The sequence below is a fragment of the Pseudomonas sp. ADAK2 genome (assembly GCF_012935755.1).
In the GTDB taxonomy this organism is placed as follows: domain Bacteria; phylum Pseudomonadota; class Gammaproteobacteria; order Pseudomonadales; family Pseudomonadaceae; genus Aquipseudomonas.
Map to the genome: position 1 here is coordinate 4,761,440 of NZ_CP052862.1, position 14,742 is coordinate 4,776,181.

Sequence of the window (14,742 nt, forward strand, 5' to 3'; positions counted from 1 at the left end):
GAGCTGTTATTATCCGCCGTATCTATTCAGTACGGATTGATCCATGTCCTCTCGCGAAATCCGCATCGCCACCCGTAAAAGTGCGCTGGCCCTCTGGCAGGCCGAATACGTCAAAGCTCGTCTCGAGCAAGCCCATCCCGGCTTGCTGGTCACGCTGGTGCCCATGGTCAGTCGCGGCGACAAGCTGCTCGACTCGCCACTGTCGAAAATCGGCGGCAAGGGCTTGTTCGTCAAGGAACTGGAAACAGCGCTGTTGGAAAACGAAGCCGACATTGCCGTGCACTCGATGAAAGACGTGCCGATGGACTTCCCCGAAGGTCTCGGTCTGTTCTGCATCTGCGAGCGCGAAGACCCGCGCGATGCCTTCGTTTCCAATACTTATGCCAGCCTGGATGAACTGCCCCAGGGCAGCATCGTCGGCACGTCGAGCCTGCGCCGTCAGGCCCAGTTGCTGACCCGGCGCCCGGACCTGGAAATCCGCTTCCTGCGCGGCAACGTCAACACGCGCCTGGCCAAGCTCGATGCCGGCGAATACGACGCCATCATCCTCGCTGCTGCCGGTTTGATTCGCCTCGGATTCGAAGACCGCATCACCTCGGCCATCAGCGTCGACGACAGCCTGCCGGCCGGTGGCCAGGGCGCAGTCGGTATCGAATGCCGCAGCGTCGACAGCGAAATCCACGCCTTGCTCGCGCCGCTGCATCACCAGGACACCGCCACCCGCGTCACCGCCGAACGCGCCCTCAACAAACACCTGAATGGCGGCTGCCAAGTGCCGATCGCCTGCTACGCGGTGCTCGAAGGCGAGCAGATCTGGTTGCGCGGGCTGGTAGGCGATCCGAGCGGTGGCCTGCTGCTTAATGCCGAGGCCCGTGCGCCGCGCAGTGACGCCGAATCCCTGGGGGTGCAGGTGGCTGAAGACCTGCTGAATCAGGGCGCCGGCGACATTCTGAAAGCGGTCTACGGCGAGGCAGGTCACGAGTGACCGGCTGGCGTCTGCTGCTGACGCGCCCCGCGGATGAGTCGGCGGCGCTGAGCAGCGTGTTGGCGCAAAGCGGGATTTTCAGCAGTTGCCTGCCGCTTTTGGAGATCGAGCCGATTGCCACCTCTGACACAATGCGCAACGTGATCCGGGATCTGGATCAGTTTTGCGCGGTAATTGTGGTGAGCAAGCCGGCGGCCAGGCTCGGCATTGATCTGCTCAGCCAGCAATGGCCTCGGCCACCGCGCCTGAAGTGGTTTAGTGTCGGCGCCGCCACTGCGCAAATCCTGGAAGAGGCCGGGCTCGATGTGAGCTTCCCGGTCGAGGGCGATGACAGCGAAGCCTTGCTTGAACTTGCGCAATTGCGCGAGGCTATCGCCCGGCCCGATCCGCGGGTATTGATCATGCGCGGGGAGGGCGGGCGCGAGTTGCTGGCCGGGCGTTTGCGCAAGCTTGGTGCTAGTGTCGAGTACCTGGAGTTGTACCGTCGTGGCTTGCCGAGCTATACGACGACTGCGCTGCCGGACCGGATCGCAGCGGAACGCTTGAACGGGCTGGTGGTCAGCAGTGGACAGGGTTTCGAGCACCTGCATCAATTGGCCGGCGATGCCTGGCCACGGTTGGCGCAGTTGCCGTTGTTTGTTCCAAGCCCAAGGGTCGCCGAGCTGGCACGTGCCGCCGGGGCCCAAACAGTTGTGGATTGTCGTGGCGCCAGTGCCGCGGCTTTGCTGACGGCGTTACGGGAGCAACCCGTACCCGTTCTCTAATGCAAAGGATGGATACGTGAGCGAAACAGTCTTGCCTAAAGATGACGTGCAGCCGGTGCTTGATGCACCCGTTGAAACTCCACCACCGGCTGCGGTGCAGCGCAGGGGCAATGGACTCGCAATCGTCGCCCTGTTGCTGGGCGCCGCCGGTGTTGCCGTGGGTGGCTGGGGAGTGTGGCAAGTGCGCCACCTGCAAGCCAATACCCAGCAGCAGTTGAGTGAAGTCCAGGCGCTGAACGATCAGGCGCAGAGCCTCAAGCTCAACGATCAACGCCTGACCGCACGCCTCGAACAATTGCCCGCCGCTGATGAGCTGGAAGACCGTCGTCGACTGGTCACGCAGCTGCAAGGCGATCAACAACGCTTGAATCAAAAACTGGAAACCGTCCTCGGTGCCAGTCGCAAGGATTGGCGCCTGGCCGAGGCCGAGCACTTGCTACGCCTGGCCAGCCTGCGTCTTTCCGCATTGCAGGACATCAGCAGCGCCCAGGCCCTGGTGCAGGGTGCCGATGAAATCCTCCGCGAACAGAACGACCCCGGCGCCTTTGCCGCCCGCGAGCAAGTGGCCAAGACGCTGCTGGCCTTGCGTAGCACCGCGCAGCCGGATCGTACCGGACTGTTTCTGAAGCTGGGCGCCTTGCGTGACCAGGTGATCAACCTCACTGAGCTGGCACCCGAGTACAAGGACCGCGGCGAATCCCTGCTGGGCCTGACCGCCGATGGCGACGGCGCCAGTCGTTGGGCGCAATGGTGGGATGAGGTTTCGCGCTACATCCGCATCGACTTCAATGCCGACAAGAATGTTCGTCCGCTGCTGGCAGGGCAGAGCCTGAGCCAGGTGCGCCTGGCCCTGAGCCTGGCGCTGGAGCAGGCGCAGTGGGCCGCGCTCAACGGCCAGGCGTCGGTGTATACCCAGGCGCTGACCGAGGCGCGGGATGTGCTCAAGGGCAACTTCAACCCGGACAACCCGCAGAGCAAAGTGATGCTTGAACAGGTGGCCGATCTGGGCACGCAACCGGTCACCGTCGTCACGCCGGACCTGACGGGTACGTTGAGCGCGGTCCAGGCGTACCTGGAACGGCGAAATGTCAGTGCCGAGGATTCGATCAAGCCGTTGGCCAAACCTGCCGCGAACACTGCGCAGGAGGCCACGCCATGAAACGCCTCTATGTGATCCTGTTCCTGGTCATCGCTGCCACCGCGGTACTGGGGCTGGCGATTGCCGAGCATTCCGGCTACGTGTTGATCGCCTACAAGAGCTTCCGCTATGAGTCGAGCCTGTGGGCGAGCCTGGCCTTGTTGGCGGTGCTTTGGCTGGTGTTCTGGGGTATCAAGGCGTTGGTCGAGCTGGTGACGACCTCCGGCGGTGTGGTCAATCCGTGGTCCCGTCGCAACCGCAGTCGCCGGGTGCAAGTGGCGATCGAACATGGTCAGCTGGATTTGGCCGAAGGTCGCTGGGCCAGCGCCCAGCGCCATCTGCATCGGGCCGCTGAAGCCGAGCGCCAGCCATTGCTGTACTACCTCGGTGCGGCCCGTGCCGCCAACGAGCAAGGGCATTACGAGGAAAGCGACAACTTGCTCGAGCGCGCACTGGAGCGTCAGCCCCAGGCTGAATTGGCGATTGCCTTGAGCCACGCGCAATTGCAAACCGATCGCGGCGACACCGACGGCGCCCTGGCGACTCTGGACGCCATGCACGAGCGTCATCCGCATAACGTGCAAACCCTGCGTCAATTGCAGCGCCTGCATCAGCAGCGCGGCGACTGGTCGGCGGTGATTCGCCTGCTGCCGGAACTGCGCAAGGACAAGGTCCTGCCAGCGGCGGAGCTGGCTGAGCTGGAGCGTCGGGCCTGGGGTGAAAACCTCAACCTGGCCGCGCACCGCGAGGAGGACGGCGTCGTGGGTTTGCAGTCGCTCAATCGGGCCTGGCAGCAGCTCAGCACGGCGCAGCGTCAAGAGCCACCGCTGGTGCTGGCCTATGCCGAGCAATTGCGGCAGCTGGGTGCGCAGGCCGAAGCGGAAGAGATTCTGCGTGCGGCGCTCAAGCGCAAGTACGACAGTCATCTGGCGCGCCTCTATGGGCTGGTGCGTGGCAGCGATCCGGCGCGGCAGCTGCAAACCGCCGAAGGCTGGCTCAAGGATCACCCGGCTGACCCGAGCCTGCTGCTGACCCTGGGCCGCCTGTGCCTGCAAAGCAGCTTGTGGGGCAAGGCCCGGGATTATCTGGAAAGCAGCCTGCGTCTGCAGCGCAACCCGGAAGCCTGTGCGGAGCTGGCCAGGTTACTGGCGCAACTGGGCGATACCGAACGCAGTAATCAACTGTTCCAGGAAGGCCTTGGCCTGTTGGATGAACGTTTGCTGGCGGCGCCATTGCCGGTAGCGGCTCGGGCGTGATCTCCACGTTGGCATAAACCCCTGTGGCGAGGGGGCTTGCCCCCGTTGGACTGCGCAGCAGTCCTAATTGGAGGCGCCTCGCACCTCTGCGGGAGCAAGCTCCCTCGCCACAAAATTCGCACTCCAAACCCTTGGCGTTTACTTCATGTAGTCCGCCATCGGCATAGTCCTACAATGGGCTACATCAAATCCTCTCGCTCCTGTCGGGAATTCCCTACACCTTTGATGAAGTGTCCGTGGTGGCCCGTCTTGAAAGGCTGGCGCGCTTTCCTCTACCGTAACCGCCTGTCTCTAAAGTTACGGATTAGCCATGTCTTTGGCCTGCTCACGCTCCTTGTTTTTCATGGCTTTCACCGCAGGTGCCCTGGCCTTGGGCGTTTCCTATTACCTGGAATATGTGGTCGGGCTCAAGCCTTGCGGGTTGTGTTTGTTGCAGCGGTTTTTTCTCGCGCTGCTCATGCTGGTTTGCCTGGTGGCTTCGGTGCACGGCCCGCGGCGATTCGGGTCTTTTGTTTATTGGCTGATGGGTTTGTCTGCCAGCCTCGGCGGGACCGTCGCCGCGTGGCGCCAGGTGCTGTTGCAGGGGGATCCGCTGAAACAGTTGTCACTCTGTTCGCCCAATCTGGATGACGTATTCGAAAACCTGCCCTGGACCTGCGTCGTGAAACGGATGTTCAAGGGAGCCGATGACTGTGCGCAGCTCTCATGGACCTTATTCGACCTGAGCATCCCGGAATGGAGCCTGCTGTTCTTCGTCGCGATGCTGATATTGGGTATTTATCAGTTGCTGCGCCACGTCTGGATCGCCTGTCAGCGACCGCCCAGCGGCGTGTCGTCGCACCGGGCGATGGCGGGCGATTAAACACTTGTATGAACTTTATCTCCTGCGTACCTTGAAGCCATTGTCGTGCGGGCATAATCTGGCCCGCACGTGTCATTGGATTTATGTTGCTCGATGACGCTCTGCCTGGCCGATTCTTGACCTTCAAGAGTGCGACAGGTGTAGAGCAGCATGACCCACAAGGGAAGAGAGATCACCATGCTCGAAAGTTGTCAGAATGCTCAGGAACGCTGGGGTGGAGTGCATCTGCTGATCGACCGCTGGTTGCAGGAGCGTCACGAACTGGTTCGGGCCTATGATGCTCTCGGCGCCAAGCCTGAAGCACTGGGCGAGAACCGCAAACCGTTGCAGGAATTCTGTGGCGTGCTGGTCGATTACGTGTCGGCGGGGCATTTCGAGATCTACGAACAGCTCACTGGCGAAGCCAAGGCGTTTGGTGACACTCGCGGCCTGGAACTGGCCGAGACCATCTACCCGCGCATCGACGTCATCACCGAGAAACTGCTCGCGTTCAACGACCTGTGCGATGCAGGCAAGTGCGTCGCCGAGAAATTCAAGGAGCTGGGTGGTCTGTTGCATGAACGCTTCGAACTGGAAGACTGCCTAATCGAAGTGCTGCACACCGCGCACAAGGAAGAGGATTCGGTCCAGGCCTGAACCCCTTCCCGCAAGACCCACGAAACGGTGCGCTATGCGCGCCGTTTTTCGTTTCCGTCATTCAGCTTGTGGCGCCGCGCAATTCGACTTCGAACACCAGTGGCGTGAATGGCGCGATCAGGTCGCCGGCACCATCGGCGCCGTAAGCCTGGGCGGATGGAATCACCAACCGCCACTTCGCACCTACCGGCATGTTTTGCAGCGCGATGCGCCAGCCAGTGATCACGCTGTCGAGGCTGAACCATTGCGGTTGGCTGTTCTGATCGAACACCGTGCCGTCCGGCAGGCGACCGATGTACATCACTTGAACCTTGCCATTCGGTCCGGCCTTGGCACCGTTGCCAGGGGTCAACTCCGTCAGCAATATTCCATCGTCCAGTTCACGAACCCCGGGCCGGGCTTTTTCCTGAGTAAGAAAGCGCTGCTCTTTTTCCAGGGCTTCTTCGGTTTGCGGTGCCGGCGTTTGCAAGGCGACCTGGGCTTCGTGGTCAGCCAGGATCTGTTCGATCTGCGCGTCTTTCAGCGCCAGGGGTTTGCCTTGATAGGCTTGCTGCAAGCCTTCGACCAGCGCCTGAAGTTGCAGGTCAGGAACCTCCTGGCGCAAGCGTTCGCCGAGGCTTGCCCCCAGGCTGTAGGCGAGATCGTGAGCATCATTTGCAGCGGTTTTTTCTGCGGCTTGAGTAGCGGAAAAACACACCAGCAGAGATAAAAAAAGGTAACGCGACATGGGCACTCTCCGACCTGAGATGCGGGGGATTATGCCAGCGAGAATGGGTTGAACGGTGAACTGCTTTTGCGCAGACGCAGAACATTTTCAATCCGTTGCAACGTAGCGCTTTGGATACTGTCAACATGGCCTAGCGGCGGTGTCAGCAGAGGTCTAGTATGAGCCGCATTCACGTCAGCCAGGAGGTAAACCATGTCGGCCACCAAGAAGCCTGTAAATACTCCGTTGCACTTACTCCAACAACTCTCGGGCAGCCTGCTCGAGCATTTGGAAACCGCTTGTTCCCAAGCCTTGGCTGATGCTGAAAAACTGCTCGCCAAACTGGAAAAGCAGCGCGGTAAAGCGCAAGAAAAACTGCACAAATCCCGTACCAAATTGCAGGACGCTGCGGCGGCCGGCAAGGCCAAGGCACAAGCCAAGGCGAAGGACGGAGTGAAGCAACTCGAAGACTTGCTCGATGCCTTGAAGGATCGTCAGTCCGAGACCCGCAGCTACATTCTGCAACTCAAGCGCGATGCTCAGGAAAGCCTGAAACTGGCCCAGGGTGTCGGTCGCGTACAAGAGGCTGTGAGCAAGGCGTTGTCCCTGCGTTCGGCCAAGCCTGCTGCGGCACCTGCCAAGAAAGCCGCTGCCAAACCGGTTGCTGCAAGAGCAGCCGCCAAGCCTGCTGCCAAACCGGCCGCTAAAGCGCCGGCCAAAGCCGCAGCAAAACCTGCAGCGAAAAAACCAGTGGCTGCCAGCGCTGCGAAACCAGCTGCTAAAGCAACGGCTGCCAAGCCAACTGCTGCCAAATCGGCCACTGCAAGAACCGCAGCAGCCAAACCTGCTGCAGCGAAAACGGCGGCGGCCAAACCCGCTGCAAGAACAGCCGCAAAACCGGCAGCAAAACCAGCGGCCAAAACCGCAGCCGCGAAACCGGCCGCCAAGCCAGCCGCTAAACCAGTAGCTGCAAAAACCGCTGCCAAACCAGCGGCCAAGCCTGCTGCAAAAACCGCTGCCAAACCTGCTGCAAAACCAGCCGCTAAAACTGCCGCTGCCAAGCCAGCAGCCAAACCCTCAGCCGCAAAACCAGCGGCTAAACCTGCTGCCGCTAAACCGGCCACCGCCAGCGCTGCCAAGCCAGCCGCGACAAAACCCGCCGCCAAACCAGTGGCTGCAAAACCGGCTGCAAAACCTGCCGCCAAACCTGCGGCTAAACCCGCAGTGAAAAAACCAGTCGCGGCCAAACCTGCTGCGGCCAAACCGGCTACCGCGCCAGTCGCCAAGCCTGCCACCTCGCCTGCGGCAGCATCGCCTGCTCCAGCCGCTACCACCTCGACCGCGACCGCCGCGCCAACCCCGGCCGCCGCTTCGAGCACAACCACCACCCCAACCAGCGCTTCCTAAGTGCCGGTTACCGCGACGCGCAGCTGATGCAGCGCGTCGCGGTCCAGGTTGGCGGCGCCCGCCGCCACACCTTCCAGCCAGGCCGATCGTTCGGTCACCTCAGCTTGCGGCCAACCCTGGGCCGTACGTTCCAGTTGCAACAGCAGATGCCGTTCGGCTTCCAGCTCCAGTGTCTTCACTTGTTCGCGTAACGCGTTGAGTTCGACGTCGTCAGCAGCGGCAACTTTCCATTGCGTGCGTAAAGCTCGCAGCGGCTGCACAACATTCGCCTCCCACGGCCCGGCCACCTGAAAAAGCGCCTGCAAGCGTTGCTCGGTACAGCCCACGCCCCGTTGTTCCAGCCATAGCCCGCACAGCAGCAGGCAGACATTCGCCCCCGCCGACTGCAATTGCAGGCACAGGCCTTCCACGCCGGGACGGGCGTAAGTGTTCAGGGAAAAGCTCCACAGGTCAGAGGACATAGTGCTACTCGCGCCAGTTGCGAACGAAGCTGATAGACTCCGCCGCCATTATGATCCGAATTCAGAACCTGACTTTACAGCGTGGCCCGCAACGTCTGCTAGAAGACGCCGAGCTGACCCTGCACGCCGGCCACAAAGCCGGTCTCATCGGTGCCAACGGCGCCGGCAAATCGAGCCTGTTCGCCTTACTTCTGGGCGACCTGCACCCGGACTCGGGTGACTGTTTCCTGCCGGCGGACTGGCGCATCGCCCATATGCGCCAGGAGATCGACACCCTCGATCGCATTGCGGTCGACTACGTGCTCGATGGCGACCTGCGCCTGCGCGAGGTGCAACGTGACCTCGCCGCCGCCGAAGCGGCCCATGACGGTGCCGCTCAGGCGCGCCTGCACGCCGAACTCGACAGTGCCGACGGTTACACCGCCGACGCCCGGGCGCGCAAGCTGCTGGCCGGCCTTGGGTTCACCAACGATCAGATGGATCGCCAGGTAGGAGATTTCTCCGGTGGCTGGCGGATGCGTCTGAACCTGGCGCAGGCTTTGATGTGTCCTTCGGACCTGTTGCTGCTCGATGAGCCGACCAACCACTTGGACCTCGACGCCATCATCTGGCTCGAAGACTGGCTCAAAAGCTACCCCGGCACCTTGATGCTGATTTCCCACGACCGGGATTTCCTCGATGCCGTGGTCGATCACGTGGCCCACGTCGATCAGCGCAAGATCACCCTGTATCGCGGCGGCTACAGCGCCTTCGAACGCGCCCGTGCCGAGCGTCTGGCCCAGCAGCAGCAGGCCTACGAGAAGCAGCAGGCGCAACGTGCGCACATGGAAAGCTACATCGCCCGCTTCAAGGCCCAGGCCACCAAGGCCCGCCAGGCCCAGAGCCGGATCAAGGCGCTGGAGCGGATGGAAGAGTTGTCCGCGGCCCACGTCGATTCGCCGTTCGACTTCGTGTTCCGCGAGTCGCACAAGATCTCCAGCCCGTTAATTGATATCTCCGACGCTCGCCTGGGTTACGGCGAGCGCGCCGTGCTGGAGAAGGTCAAGCTGCAACTGACCCCCGGTGCGCGCATCGGATTGCTCGGTCCTAACGGTGCCGGTAAATCGACCCTGATCAAAAACCTCGCCGGTGAACTCGAACCGCTGTCCGGTCGCCTGACCCGGGGCGAGAACACCGTGGTCGGTTACTTTGCCCAGCATCAGCTGGACTCGCTCGATTCCAAGGCCAGCCCGTTACTGCACATGCAGCGCCTGGCGCCGACCGAGCGCGAGCAGACCCTGCGCGACTTCCTCGGTGGTTTCGACTTCCGCGGCGCGCGCATCGATGAGCCGGTGCTGAATTTTTCCGGTGGCGAAAAAGCGCGACTGGCCTTGGCGTTGATCGCCTGGGGCCGGCCGAACCTGCTGCTGCTCGACGAACCGACCAACCACCTGGACCTGGAAATGCGCCTGGCGCTGACCATGGCTCTGCAGGAATTCAGTGGTGCGGTATTGGTGGTTTCCCACGATCGCCATTTGCTCAAAAGCACCACCGACAATTTCTACCTGGTGGCAGACGGCAAGGTCGAAGAGTTCGACGGCGACCTGGAGGACTACACCCGCTGGCTGGTGGAGTACCGTCAGCGCAACGCGCCGGTCAGCAACACCCCGGTGAACCCGGACAAGACCGATAAGAAGGCCCAGCGTCAGGCTGCAGCGGCGTTGCGTCAGCAATTGGCGCCGCACAAGCGTGAGGCCGACAAGCTCGAAGCCGAGCTGGGCAAGCTCCACGAGAAGCTGGCGAAGATCGACGTCAGCCTTGGCGACAGCGATATCTACGAGCCGATGCGCAAGAACGAATTGCGTGACCTGCTGGCCGAACAAGCCAAGCTCAAGGTCCGTGAAGCCGAGCTGGAAGAGTCCTGGATGGAAGCCCTGGAACTGCTGGAAAGCATGCAGGCGGAGCTGGAGGCGCTGTCCTGATGGAGGCCTTCAAGCTACCGCTGCCAGCGGTGTGGGCCGAGCCGATCTGGCTCGTCGCGCAAATCCTGCTGATCCTGCTGGCCGGTTATGTCGCCCAGCGTTTCGTCGCCAAATGCCTGACGCGCCTGGGCGAGCGCTATCCGTTTCCGCCGCAACTGCTGATGCCGCTGCGCGGTGGCCTGCGCTGGCTGATCATGGGCAGCGCGTTGATCTTCGTGCTGGAACGCCTCGGTGTGTCGGCCACGGTGCTCTGGACCGCGTTGTCCGGGTTCGTCGCGGTGGCCGCGGTAGCGTTCTTCGCCATGTGGAGCGTGCTCTCCAACCTGCTGTGCGCGATCCTGATCTTCACCGTCGGCCCGTTTCGCATTGGTGATGTGGTCGAGTTGGTGGACACCCTCGACAAGCCAGGCGTCAAAGGCCGGGTGGTGGCGATCAATCTGCTGTTCACCACACTGATCGAAGCCGAAGAGGCGGGGACGGGCAGTGCCATGGTGCAAGTGCCTAATAGCCTGTTCTTCCAGCGCTCGGTTCGGCGCTGGCGCGGTAGCGATGTCTTCCCCTCGAGCGGTTTCGAGAAGTAGCCGAGACGCCGATCGCGTTGGTCGGCCGTCGTTCTGGTCCTGCAAAAAATCGGTAGTCATCGGCCCAAAGCCGCATTAGCTTAGACGTCTGTCACGAGTCTGAGTCGAGGTGTGCAATGGTGCTTCAAACATGGCTGGCGTTTTTTGCCGCCTGCTGGGTGATCAGTCTGTCGCCCGGTGCCGGCGCGATTGCGTCGATGTCCAGCGGTCTGCGATACGGTTTCTGGCGCGGCTACTGGAACGCCCTGGGCCTGCAACTGGGCCTGGCGGTGCAGATTGCGATTGTCGGCTTGGGTGTGGGGGCCATTCTTACGGCTTCGGCGACGGCGTTCTATGCGATCAAATGGTTCGGCGTTGCGTACTTGGTTTACCTGGCGGTCAAGCAATGGCGGGCGCTGCCCAGCGACATGAGCGACGACGCGGCAGTGCGGCAGATTGGCAAGCCGCTGGCCCTGATGTTCCGGGGTTTCCTGGTGAACATCAGCAACCCTAAGGCACTGGTGTTCATGCTGGCCGTGTTGCCGCAGTTCATCGATCCGCATGCGCCGCTGCTGGCTCAATACCTGATCATCGGCGTCACCATGATCTGCGTCGACCTGATCGTCATGGCCGGTTACACCGGGTTGGCGGCCAAAGTGTTGCGGATGTTGCGCACGCCCCAACAGCAGAAGCGCATGAACCGTACGTTTGCCGGGTTGTTCATCGGCGCGGCGGCGTTCATGGCGACGCTGCGCAAAGCGGTGGTGTAAAACCGCCAGGCACAAAAAAGGCGACCTTTTCAGGTCGCCTTATCGTTCCTACGCTCTGCGTGGGAACGATCAGCTTCCAGACTCAGCGCAGAATCACCGGTGCAGTATCGCGCGGCAGATTGTTGCGTTGAGCCGGCTCGCGAGGCTGTTCATAGCTAGGACCACCAAGCTGTTGGCTCAGTTGCGCCGCCACGTCTTCGCCCAAGGCCTTGGACACGTCACGCACCACCCGTGGGCGGTTCAGCGAGATCTTGATGTCCCGGCCATTCACCAGTTTGGTGTCCTGGCCTTCGCCCATCGCCGTGAAGGCCGAGGTGATTTCGAAGGTCTTGGTGTTGATCAGACTGAAATCCGCCACCAGGGTCAACGCCAGCACCGCCGAATAGCTGTCCGTGTTGGCCAGCTCGTTCATGTCCTGGGTGAAGTCGATATCCGACACGGTGCCGAACAGCACGTAGTCCGCGCCCTTGAAGCTACCGGCCTTGATCCGCTTGATTACATCGTAGATGTCACCCTTGGACGAAGCCGTGTAAGGCGTGCCCTGAATCAGCTGGAACATGCCGGTGCGCAGGATTTCACCTTTGATGTCGCCGGTGAATTTACGCAGTTCGGTCTGTTCGATGTAGCTGGTGGTGGCCTCGATCTCGTTGTAGTTCGACGAACCACTGGAGCTGTAGTAGCCCTCGCGGTAGTTGTTCTGCGCCGAGACGATGTGGATGTATTGCTCTACACGTTCCTGATACGCCAGATCCGTGACTGCAACTTTCGGGGCCGCTTGCACGCTGAGCGCGCAAGCCAGGGCCATCAGGCCAATCCATGTGCGCATTGATTAACGCTCCGTGGTTTTGCGGATCTCTTTTTCGTCCATCCACTCGGCCAGACCGCTTTCAACGTCGATCAATTGCAGGCTGAATTTGTAGAAGACGTCCTTGTAGTCGCTGCTGCGCTTGACGATCGAGCTGATCGAACCTTCGATGCGGTACTTGGCGGCAATCATGTTGCCGGTCTTGGCCACGGTGCTTTTCTTGTACAGGCCGCTCTGGTTTTGCAGCTTGAGCTGGTCAACCTGGCTCTGCATCGCGTTGTTGTCGCTGGCGAAACGCGCGACACCGGTTTTCATCAGTTGGGTCTTGATGCTGGTGGTGATTTCGCGGGTATCGATGTACTCGCTGGTCTTGTTCTTCACGTCGTAGACCTGAACCACCGGGCGACCCTGCATGATGCCGGACTGGGCCAGGGAGCGGGTCATGGACTCGGCGATCATCTGCAGGTCGGTGGAACCGAACTCGTTGGTTACGGTTTCCACAGCCTTGGTGTCACCGTAGCTGATGTTCTTGCTGCCCAGGGTAGGCGAAGTGTTGGCGCAGCCGCTGGCCAGGAGGGCGAGAACGGCGATGAACGAAAAGCGTGCAAACATGGGAATGCTCTCTAGAACTGAACGAATAGGGTCGGGTTTAAGGCGTCTTGATTTCGAGACGGAAATCCACGGCTTTGGCAGTCGGCGCGATGGCCTGGATGAAACTGGTCTGCTCGCCGTACATCATCTGGCTTTTCCAGGTTTCTTCTTCCGCTATCGGGAAACCTTCAGGGCCGAGCCAGGCAAAGCGGTAATAGAAGGTCTTGTTGTTGAAGCTGGTGTTGCTCAGCTGCACATTGACCGTCATGAAGCCGTTTTCCCGGGCCACGCGCATGGCGCCGACCACGATGTTCTTCAGCTTGCCCATGGCCACGACTTTACTGGCGGCGCTGCCGGGCTCCGGTGGTGGCGGGGTGGCGCACCCGGCCAGCAAGGCCAGGGCGACGACAGCGATGAGTTTGAAGCGCATGCAAAGACTCCGTTCTTAAGGTTGTTTGAAGCTGGCCACGGCGGTCGGATTGGCACTGGTGATCACGTGCGCGGCCAAGCCGCTGGCGAATACCTGATTGCCCACGGCGCGCAGGGTGATGACCTGATAGCGCTGATCCACGGTGACCTTGACCACCGAGCCGCCCACGACGCTCGGAAGAGTGACTTGGTGCTCGCCTTTCTTCAAGCGCAGACGCACCACTTGGGTGTTGTCCGGCAGGGTGCGCCACGTACGGGTATCGGCACCTTCGAGCACAGCTGAAGAAATACCGACTGCCAGACCGGCCAGCGGATTGGTTTCGTTGATCTTCTTCTGCGCCACGCCTTTGGTCACCGCACGCACGGTGGTGCGCAGGATGATGCCCGGCATGTCGTCACGCAGGGCGCGGCGGGACATGGCGGTGGTGCTGTTGAGCTGGGTCAGGTTCAGTTGCTGTCCGTCGACGCCGATCTGGGCGAAAGGCGCGGTCGAGGTGTCCGGCTTGATGATCGGGAACGACAATGGGGTGATCACGAGCTGGTTGCTGATCGGCAATGGCAGCGGAATGCGGATCGAATCCCGGGACGGCGCCAGGCCGCTTTGCACGACGATCAGGATGTCGCTGTCGTCAGTCTTGGCCGGCTTGTCGAGGTTGACCAGCGCCTGTTCCAGCAGCGGGGTGTTCGGGCGCAATTCGACAGCCTTGCGATAACCCGGCGCGGCGAGGTCTTTTTCACCCAGGGCTTCGTAGACGAAACCGGCCAGGTAATGGCTGAACGCACTCTGGTAGCTGTTTTTCAGGCTGACCACGTCCGGCGCATCGAGGCTGGCGACCGGGTAACCCTGCAGGTCTTTGTACTGAGTCTTGATGCCTTCTTTCTCGGCCTCGTCTTCGCTCTTGAGGTATTCCTTGTCCCGCAGCTCGGCGATCACCGCTTCACGTTCGTGGGTCTTTTTGATCGACATGCGCGCGCCGTCGAAGTCGTTCACCGCCAGCAGGTTCAGCGCCATCTGCGTGGTCAGCATGACTTTTTCGTAGTCGTAGCCTTCGTAGCGACGCACCTTGTCGTTGACCAGAAAGCTGCCGAACTGTGCCAGGTACTTGTCGGTATCGAGCTTGACCGAGTCTTCCCACTTGCCCACCACTTGATCGGCGCTGGTCCAGGCGTTCTGGCTGCCGGACAGGTCGCCCTTGGCGCGCAGCAGTTCACCTTTCTCGAAGTAATAGAGCAGGTCTTTGTCGGCGCTGGTGTTGTTCTTTTCCAGCAGGGTCAACGCGGCATCGACGTTGCCGGAGGCCAGTTGCTGGTTGGTTTGTGCCAGCTCGGAGTCGTAGTTGCGAAAGGCCGAACAGCCGGAGAGCAAGGTGACCGCACTGAGTGCGATCGAGGTAAGGGCGCGAGAGGCCAT

At 61.3% G+C, this 14,742-nt stretch carries 16 protein-coding genes; 10 read left to right on the forward strand and 6 right to left on the reverse strand.

The features are described from left to right. Window positions 1–43: 43 nt before the first annotated feature. The 6 genes from hemC to HKK52_RS21845 all read left to right on the forward strand — a co-directional run bounded on the left by hemC (window position 44) and on the right by HKK52_RS21845 (window position 5,641). Window positions 44–985 (forward strand): hydroxymethylbilane synthase, encoded by a 942-nt coding sequence (gene hemC / locus HKK52_RS21820; protein ID WP_169372533.1) that lies wholly within the window; start codon window positions 44–46, stop codon window positions 983–985. Further along, on the forward strand, window positions 982–1,749 hold the full coding sequence (locus HKK52_RS21825; RefSeq protein ID WP_169372534.1) for a uroporphyrinogen-III synthase: 768 nt from the start codon (window positions 982–984) through the stop codon (window positions 1,747–1,749). Before hemC ends, HKK52_RS21825 begins: the two co-directional genes overlap by 4 nt. Window positions 1,750–1,765: 16 nt before the next feature. Continuing rightward, window positions 1,766–2,908 carry a uroporphyrinogen-III C-methyltransferase gene (locus HKK52_RS21830; protein ID WP_169372535.1) on the forward strand — a complete coding sequence of 381 codons (1,143 nt, stop codon included), beginning with the start codon at window positions 1,766–1,768 and terminating at the stop codon, window positions 2,906–2,908. Continuing rightward, window positions 2,905–4,143, forward strand: coding sequence for a heme biosynthesis protein HemY (locus HKK52_RS21835; protein WP_169372536.1), 1,239 nt, complete (start codon window positions 2,905–2,907; stop codon window positions 4,141–4,143). Before HKK52_RS21830 ends, HKK52_RS21835 begins: the two co-directional genes overlap by 4 nt. Window positions 4,144–4,453: 310 nt before the next feature. Next, window positions 4,454–5,005, forward strand: a complete 552-nt coding sequence (locus HKK52_RS21840; protein WP_169372537.1) for a disulfide bond formation protein B — start codon at window positions 4,454–4,456, stop codon at window positions 5,003–5,005. A 177-nt stretch (window positions 5,006–5,182) separates the two neighbouring features. Next, window positions 5,183–5,641, forward strand: coding sequence for an Rsd/AlgQ family anti-sigma factor (locus HKK52_RS21845; protein ID WP_007899333.1), 459 nt, complete (start codon window positions 5,183–5,185; stop codon window positions 5,639–5,641). A 61-nt stretch (window positions 5,642–5,702) separates the two neighbouring features. Here the strand turns inward: HKK52_RS21845 and HKK52_RS21850 are convergent, their stop codons facing one another. Next, window positions 5,703–6,368 carry an FKBP-type peptidyl-prolyl cis-trans isomerase gene (locus HKK52_RS21850; protein WP_169372538.1) on the reverse strand — a complete coding sequence of 222 codons (666 nt, stop codon included), beginning with the start codon at window positions 6,366–6,368 and terminating at the stop codon, window positions 5,703–5,705. A 192-nt stretch (window positions 6,369–6,560) separates the two neighbouring features. On the opposite strand from HKK52_RS21850, the gene HKK52_RS21855 reads away from it, so the two are divergent. Beyond that, the gene (locus HKK52_RS21855) at window positions 6,561–7,754 is read left to right on the forward strand and encodes an AlgP family protein (RefSeq protein WP_169372539.1); all 1,194 of its coding nucleotides are present in this window, start codon (window positions 6,561–6,563) and stop codon (window positions 7,752–7,754) included. Here HKK52_RS21855 and HKK52_RS21860 read toward each other — a convergent pair. Further along, the gene (locus tag HKK52_RS21860; protein WP_169372540.1) at window positions 7,751–8,215 is read right to left on the reverse strand and encodes a TIGR02444 family protein; all 465 of its coding nucleotides are present in this window, start codon (window positions 8,213–8,215) and stop codon (window positions 7,751–7,753) included. The two genes, HKK52_RS21855 and HKK52_RS21860, sit on opposite strands and share 4 nt — an antisense overlap. A 50-nt stretch (window positions 8,216–8,265) precedes the next feature. Between HKK52_RS21860 and HKK52_RS21865 the strand changes: the two genes are divergently transcribed. From HKK52_RS21865 to HKK52_RS21875, 3 genes are all read left to right on the forward strand, one after another. Next, window positions 8,266–10,176 carry an ATP-binding cassette domain-containing protein gene (locus tag HKK52_RS21865; RefSeq protein WP_169372541.1) on the forward strand — a complete coding sequence of 637 codons (1,911 nt, stop codon included), beginning with the start codon at window positions 8,266–8,268 and terminating at the stop codon, window positions 10,174–10,176. Continuing rightward, window positions 10,176–10,757, forward strand: coding sequence for a mechanosensitive ion channel family protein (locus HKK52_RS21870; protein WP_169372542.1), 582 nt, complete (start codon window positions 10,176–10,178; stop codon window positions 10,755–10,757). Before HKK52_RS21865 ends, HKK52_RS21870 begins: the two co-directional genes overlap by 1 nt. Window positions 10,758–10,873: 116 nt before the next feature. Then, complete coding sequence (locus HKK52_RS21875) at window positions 10,874–11,506, forward strand: LysE family transporter (protein ID WP_169372543.1); 633 nt, start codon at window positions 10,874–10,876, stop codon at window positions 11,504–11,506. 82 nt (window positions 11,507–11,588) lie between these two features. On the opposite strand, the gene HKK52_RS21880 is transcribed toward HKK52_RS21875, so the two are convergent. The 4 genes from HKK52_RS21880 to HKK52_RS21895 are packed head-to-tail and all read right to left on the reverse strand — an operon-like array spanning window position 11,589 to window position 14,742. Next, entirely contained in the window at window positions 11,589–12,332 is a 744-nt protein-coding gene (locus HKK52_RS21880; protein ID WP_169372544.1) for a penicillin-binding protein activator LpoB, read from the reverse strand. Between the two features lie 3 nt (window positions 12,333–12,335). Next, complete coding sequence (gene lpoB / locus HKK52_RS21885; protein WP_169372545.1) at window positions 12,336–12,923, reverse strand: penicillin-binding protein activator LpoB; 588 nt, start codon at window positions 12,921–12,923, stop codon at window positions 12,336–12,338. 37 nt (window positions 12,924–12,960) lie between these two features. Beyond that, the gene (locus HKK52_RS21890; RefSeq protein ID WP_017341417.1) at window positions 12,961–13,332 is read right to left on the reverse strand and encodes a YcfL family protein; all 372 of its coding nucleotides are present in this window, start codon (window positions 13,330–13,332) and stop codon (window positions 12,961–12,963) included. A 15-nt stretch (window positions 13,333–13,347) separates the two neighbouring features. Further along, window positions 13,348–14,742: a COG3014 family protein gene (locus tag HKK52_RS21895; protein WP_169372546.1), complete on the reverse strand. Its 1,395-nt coding sequence runs from the start codon at window positions 14,740–14,742 to the stop codon at window positions 13,348–13,350.

Coding starts and splice junctions, on each gene's coding strand:
- hemC (WP_169372533.1), top strand. CDS start 44: ATGTCCTCTCGCGAAATCCGCATCGCCACCCGTAAAAGTGCGCTGGCC.
- HKK52_RS21835 (WP_169372536.1), top strand. CDS start 2,905: ATGAAACGCCTCTATGTGATCCTGTTCCTGGTCATCGCTGCCACCGCG.
- HKK52_RS21840 (WP_169372537.1), top strand. CDS start 4,454: ATGTCTTTGGCCTGCTCACGCTCCTTGTTTTTCATGGCTTTCACCGCA.
- HKK52_RS21845 (WP_007899333.1), top strand. CDS start 5,183: ATGCTCGAAAGTTGTCAGAATGCTCAGGAACGCTGGGGTGGAGTGCAT.
- HKK52_RS21850 (WP_169372538.1), bottom strand. CDS start 6,368: ATGTCGCGTTACCTTTTTTTATCTCTGCTGGTGTGTTTTTCCGCTACT.
- HKK52_RS21855 (WP_169372539.1), top strand. CDS start 6,561: ATGTCGGCCACCAAGAAGCCTGTAAATACTCCGTTGCACTTACTCCAA.
- HKK52_RS21860 (WP_169372540.1), bottom strand. CDS start 8,215: ATGTCCTCTGACCTGTGGAGCTTTTCCCTGAACACTTACGCCCGTCCC.
- HKK52_RS21865 (WP_169372541.1), top strand. CDS start 8,266: ATGATCCGAATTCAGAACCTGACTTTACAGCGTGGCCCGCAACGTCTG.
- HKK52_RS21870 (WP_169372542.1), top strand. CDS start 10,176: ATGGAGGCCTTCAAGCTACCGCTGCCAGCGGTGTGGGCCGAGCCGATC.
- HKK52_RS21875 (WP_169372543.1), top strand. CDS start 10,874: ATGGTGCTTCAAACATGGCTGGCGTTTTTTGCCGCCTGCTGGGTGATC.
- HKK52_RS21880 (WP_169372544.1), bottom strand. CDS start 12,332: ATGCGCACATGGATTGGCCTGATGGCCCTGGCTTGCGCGCTCAGCGTG.
- lpoB (WP_169372545.1), bottom strand. CDS start 12,923: ATGTTTGCACGCTTTTCGTTCATCGCCGTTCTCGCCCTCCTGGCCAGC.
- HKK52_RS21890 (WP_017341417.1), bottom strand. CDS start 13,332: ATGCGCTTCAAACTCATCGCTGTCGTCGCCCTGGCCTTGCTGGCCGGG.
- HKK52_RS21895 (WP_169372546.1), bottom strand. CDS start 14,742: ATGGCCTCTCGCGCCCTTACCTCGATCGCACTCAGTGCGGTCACCTTG.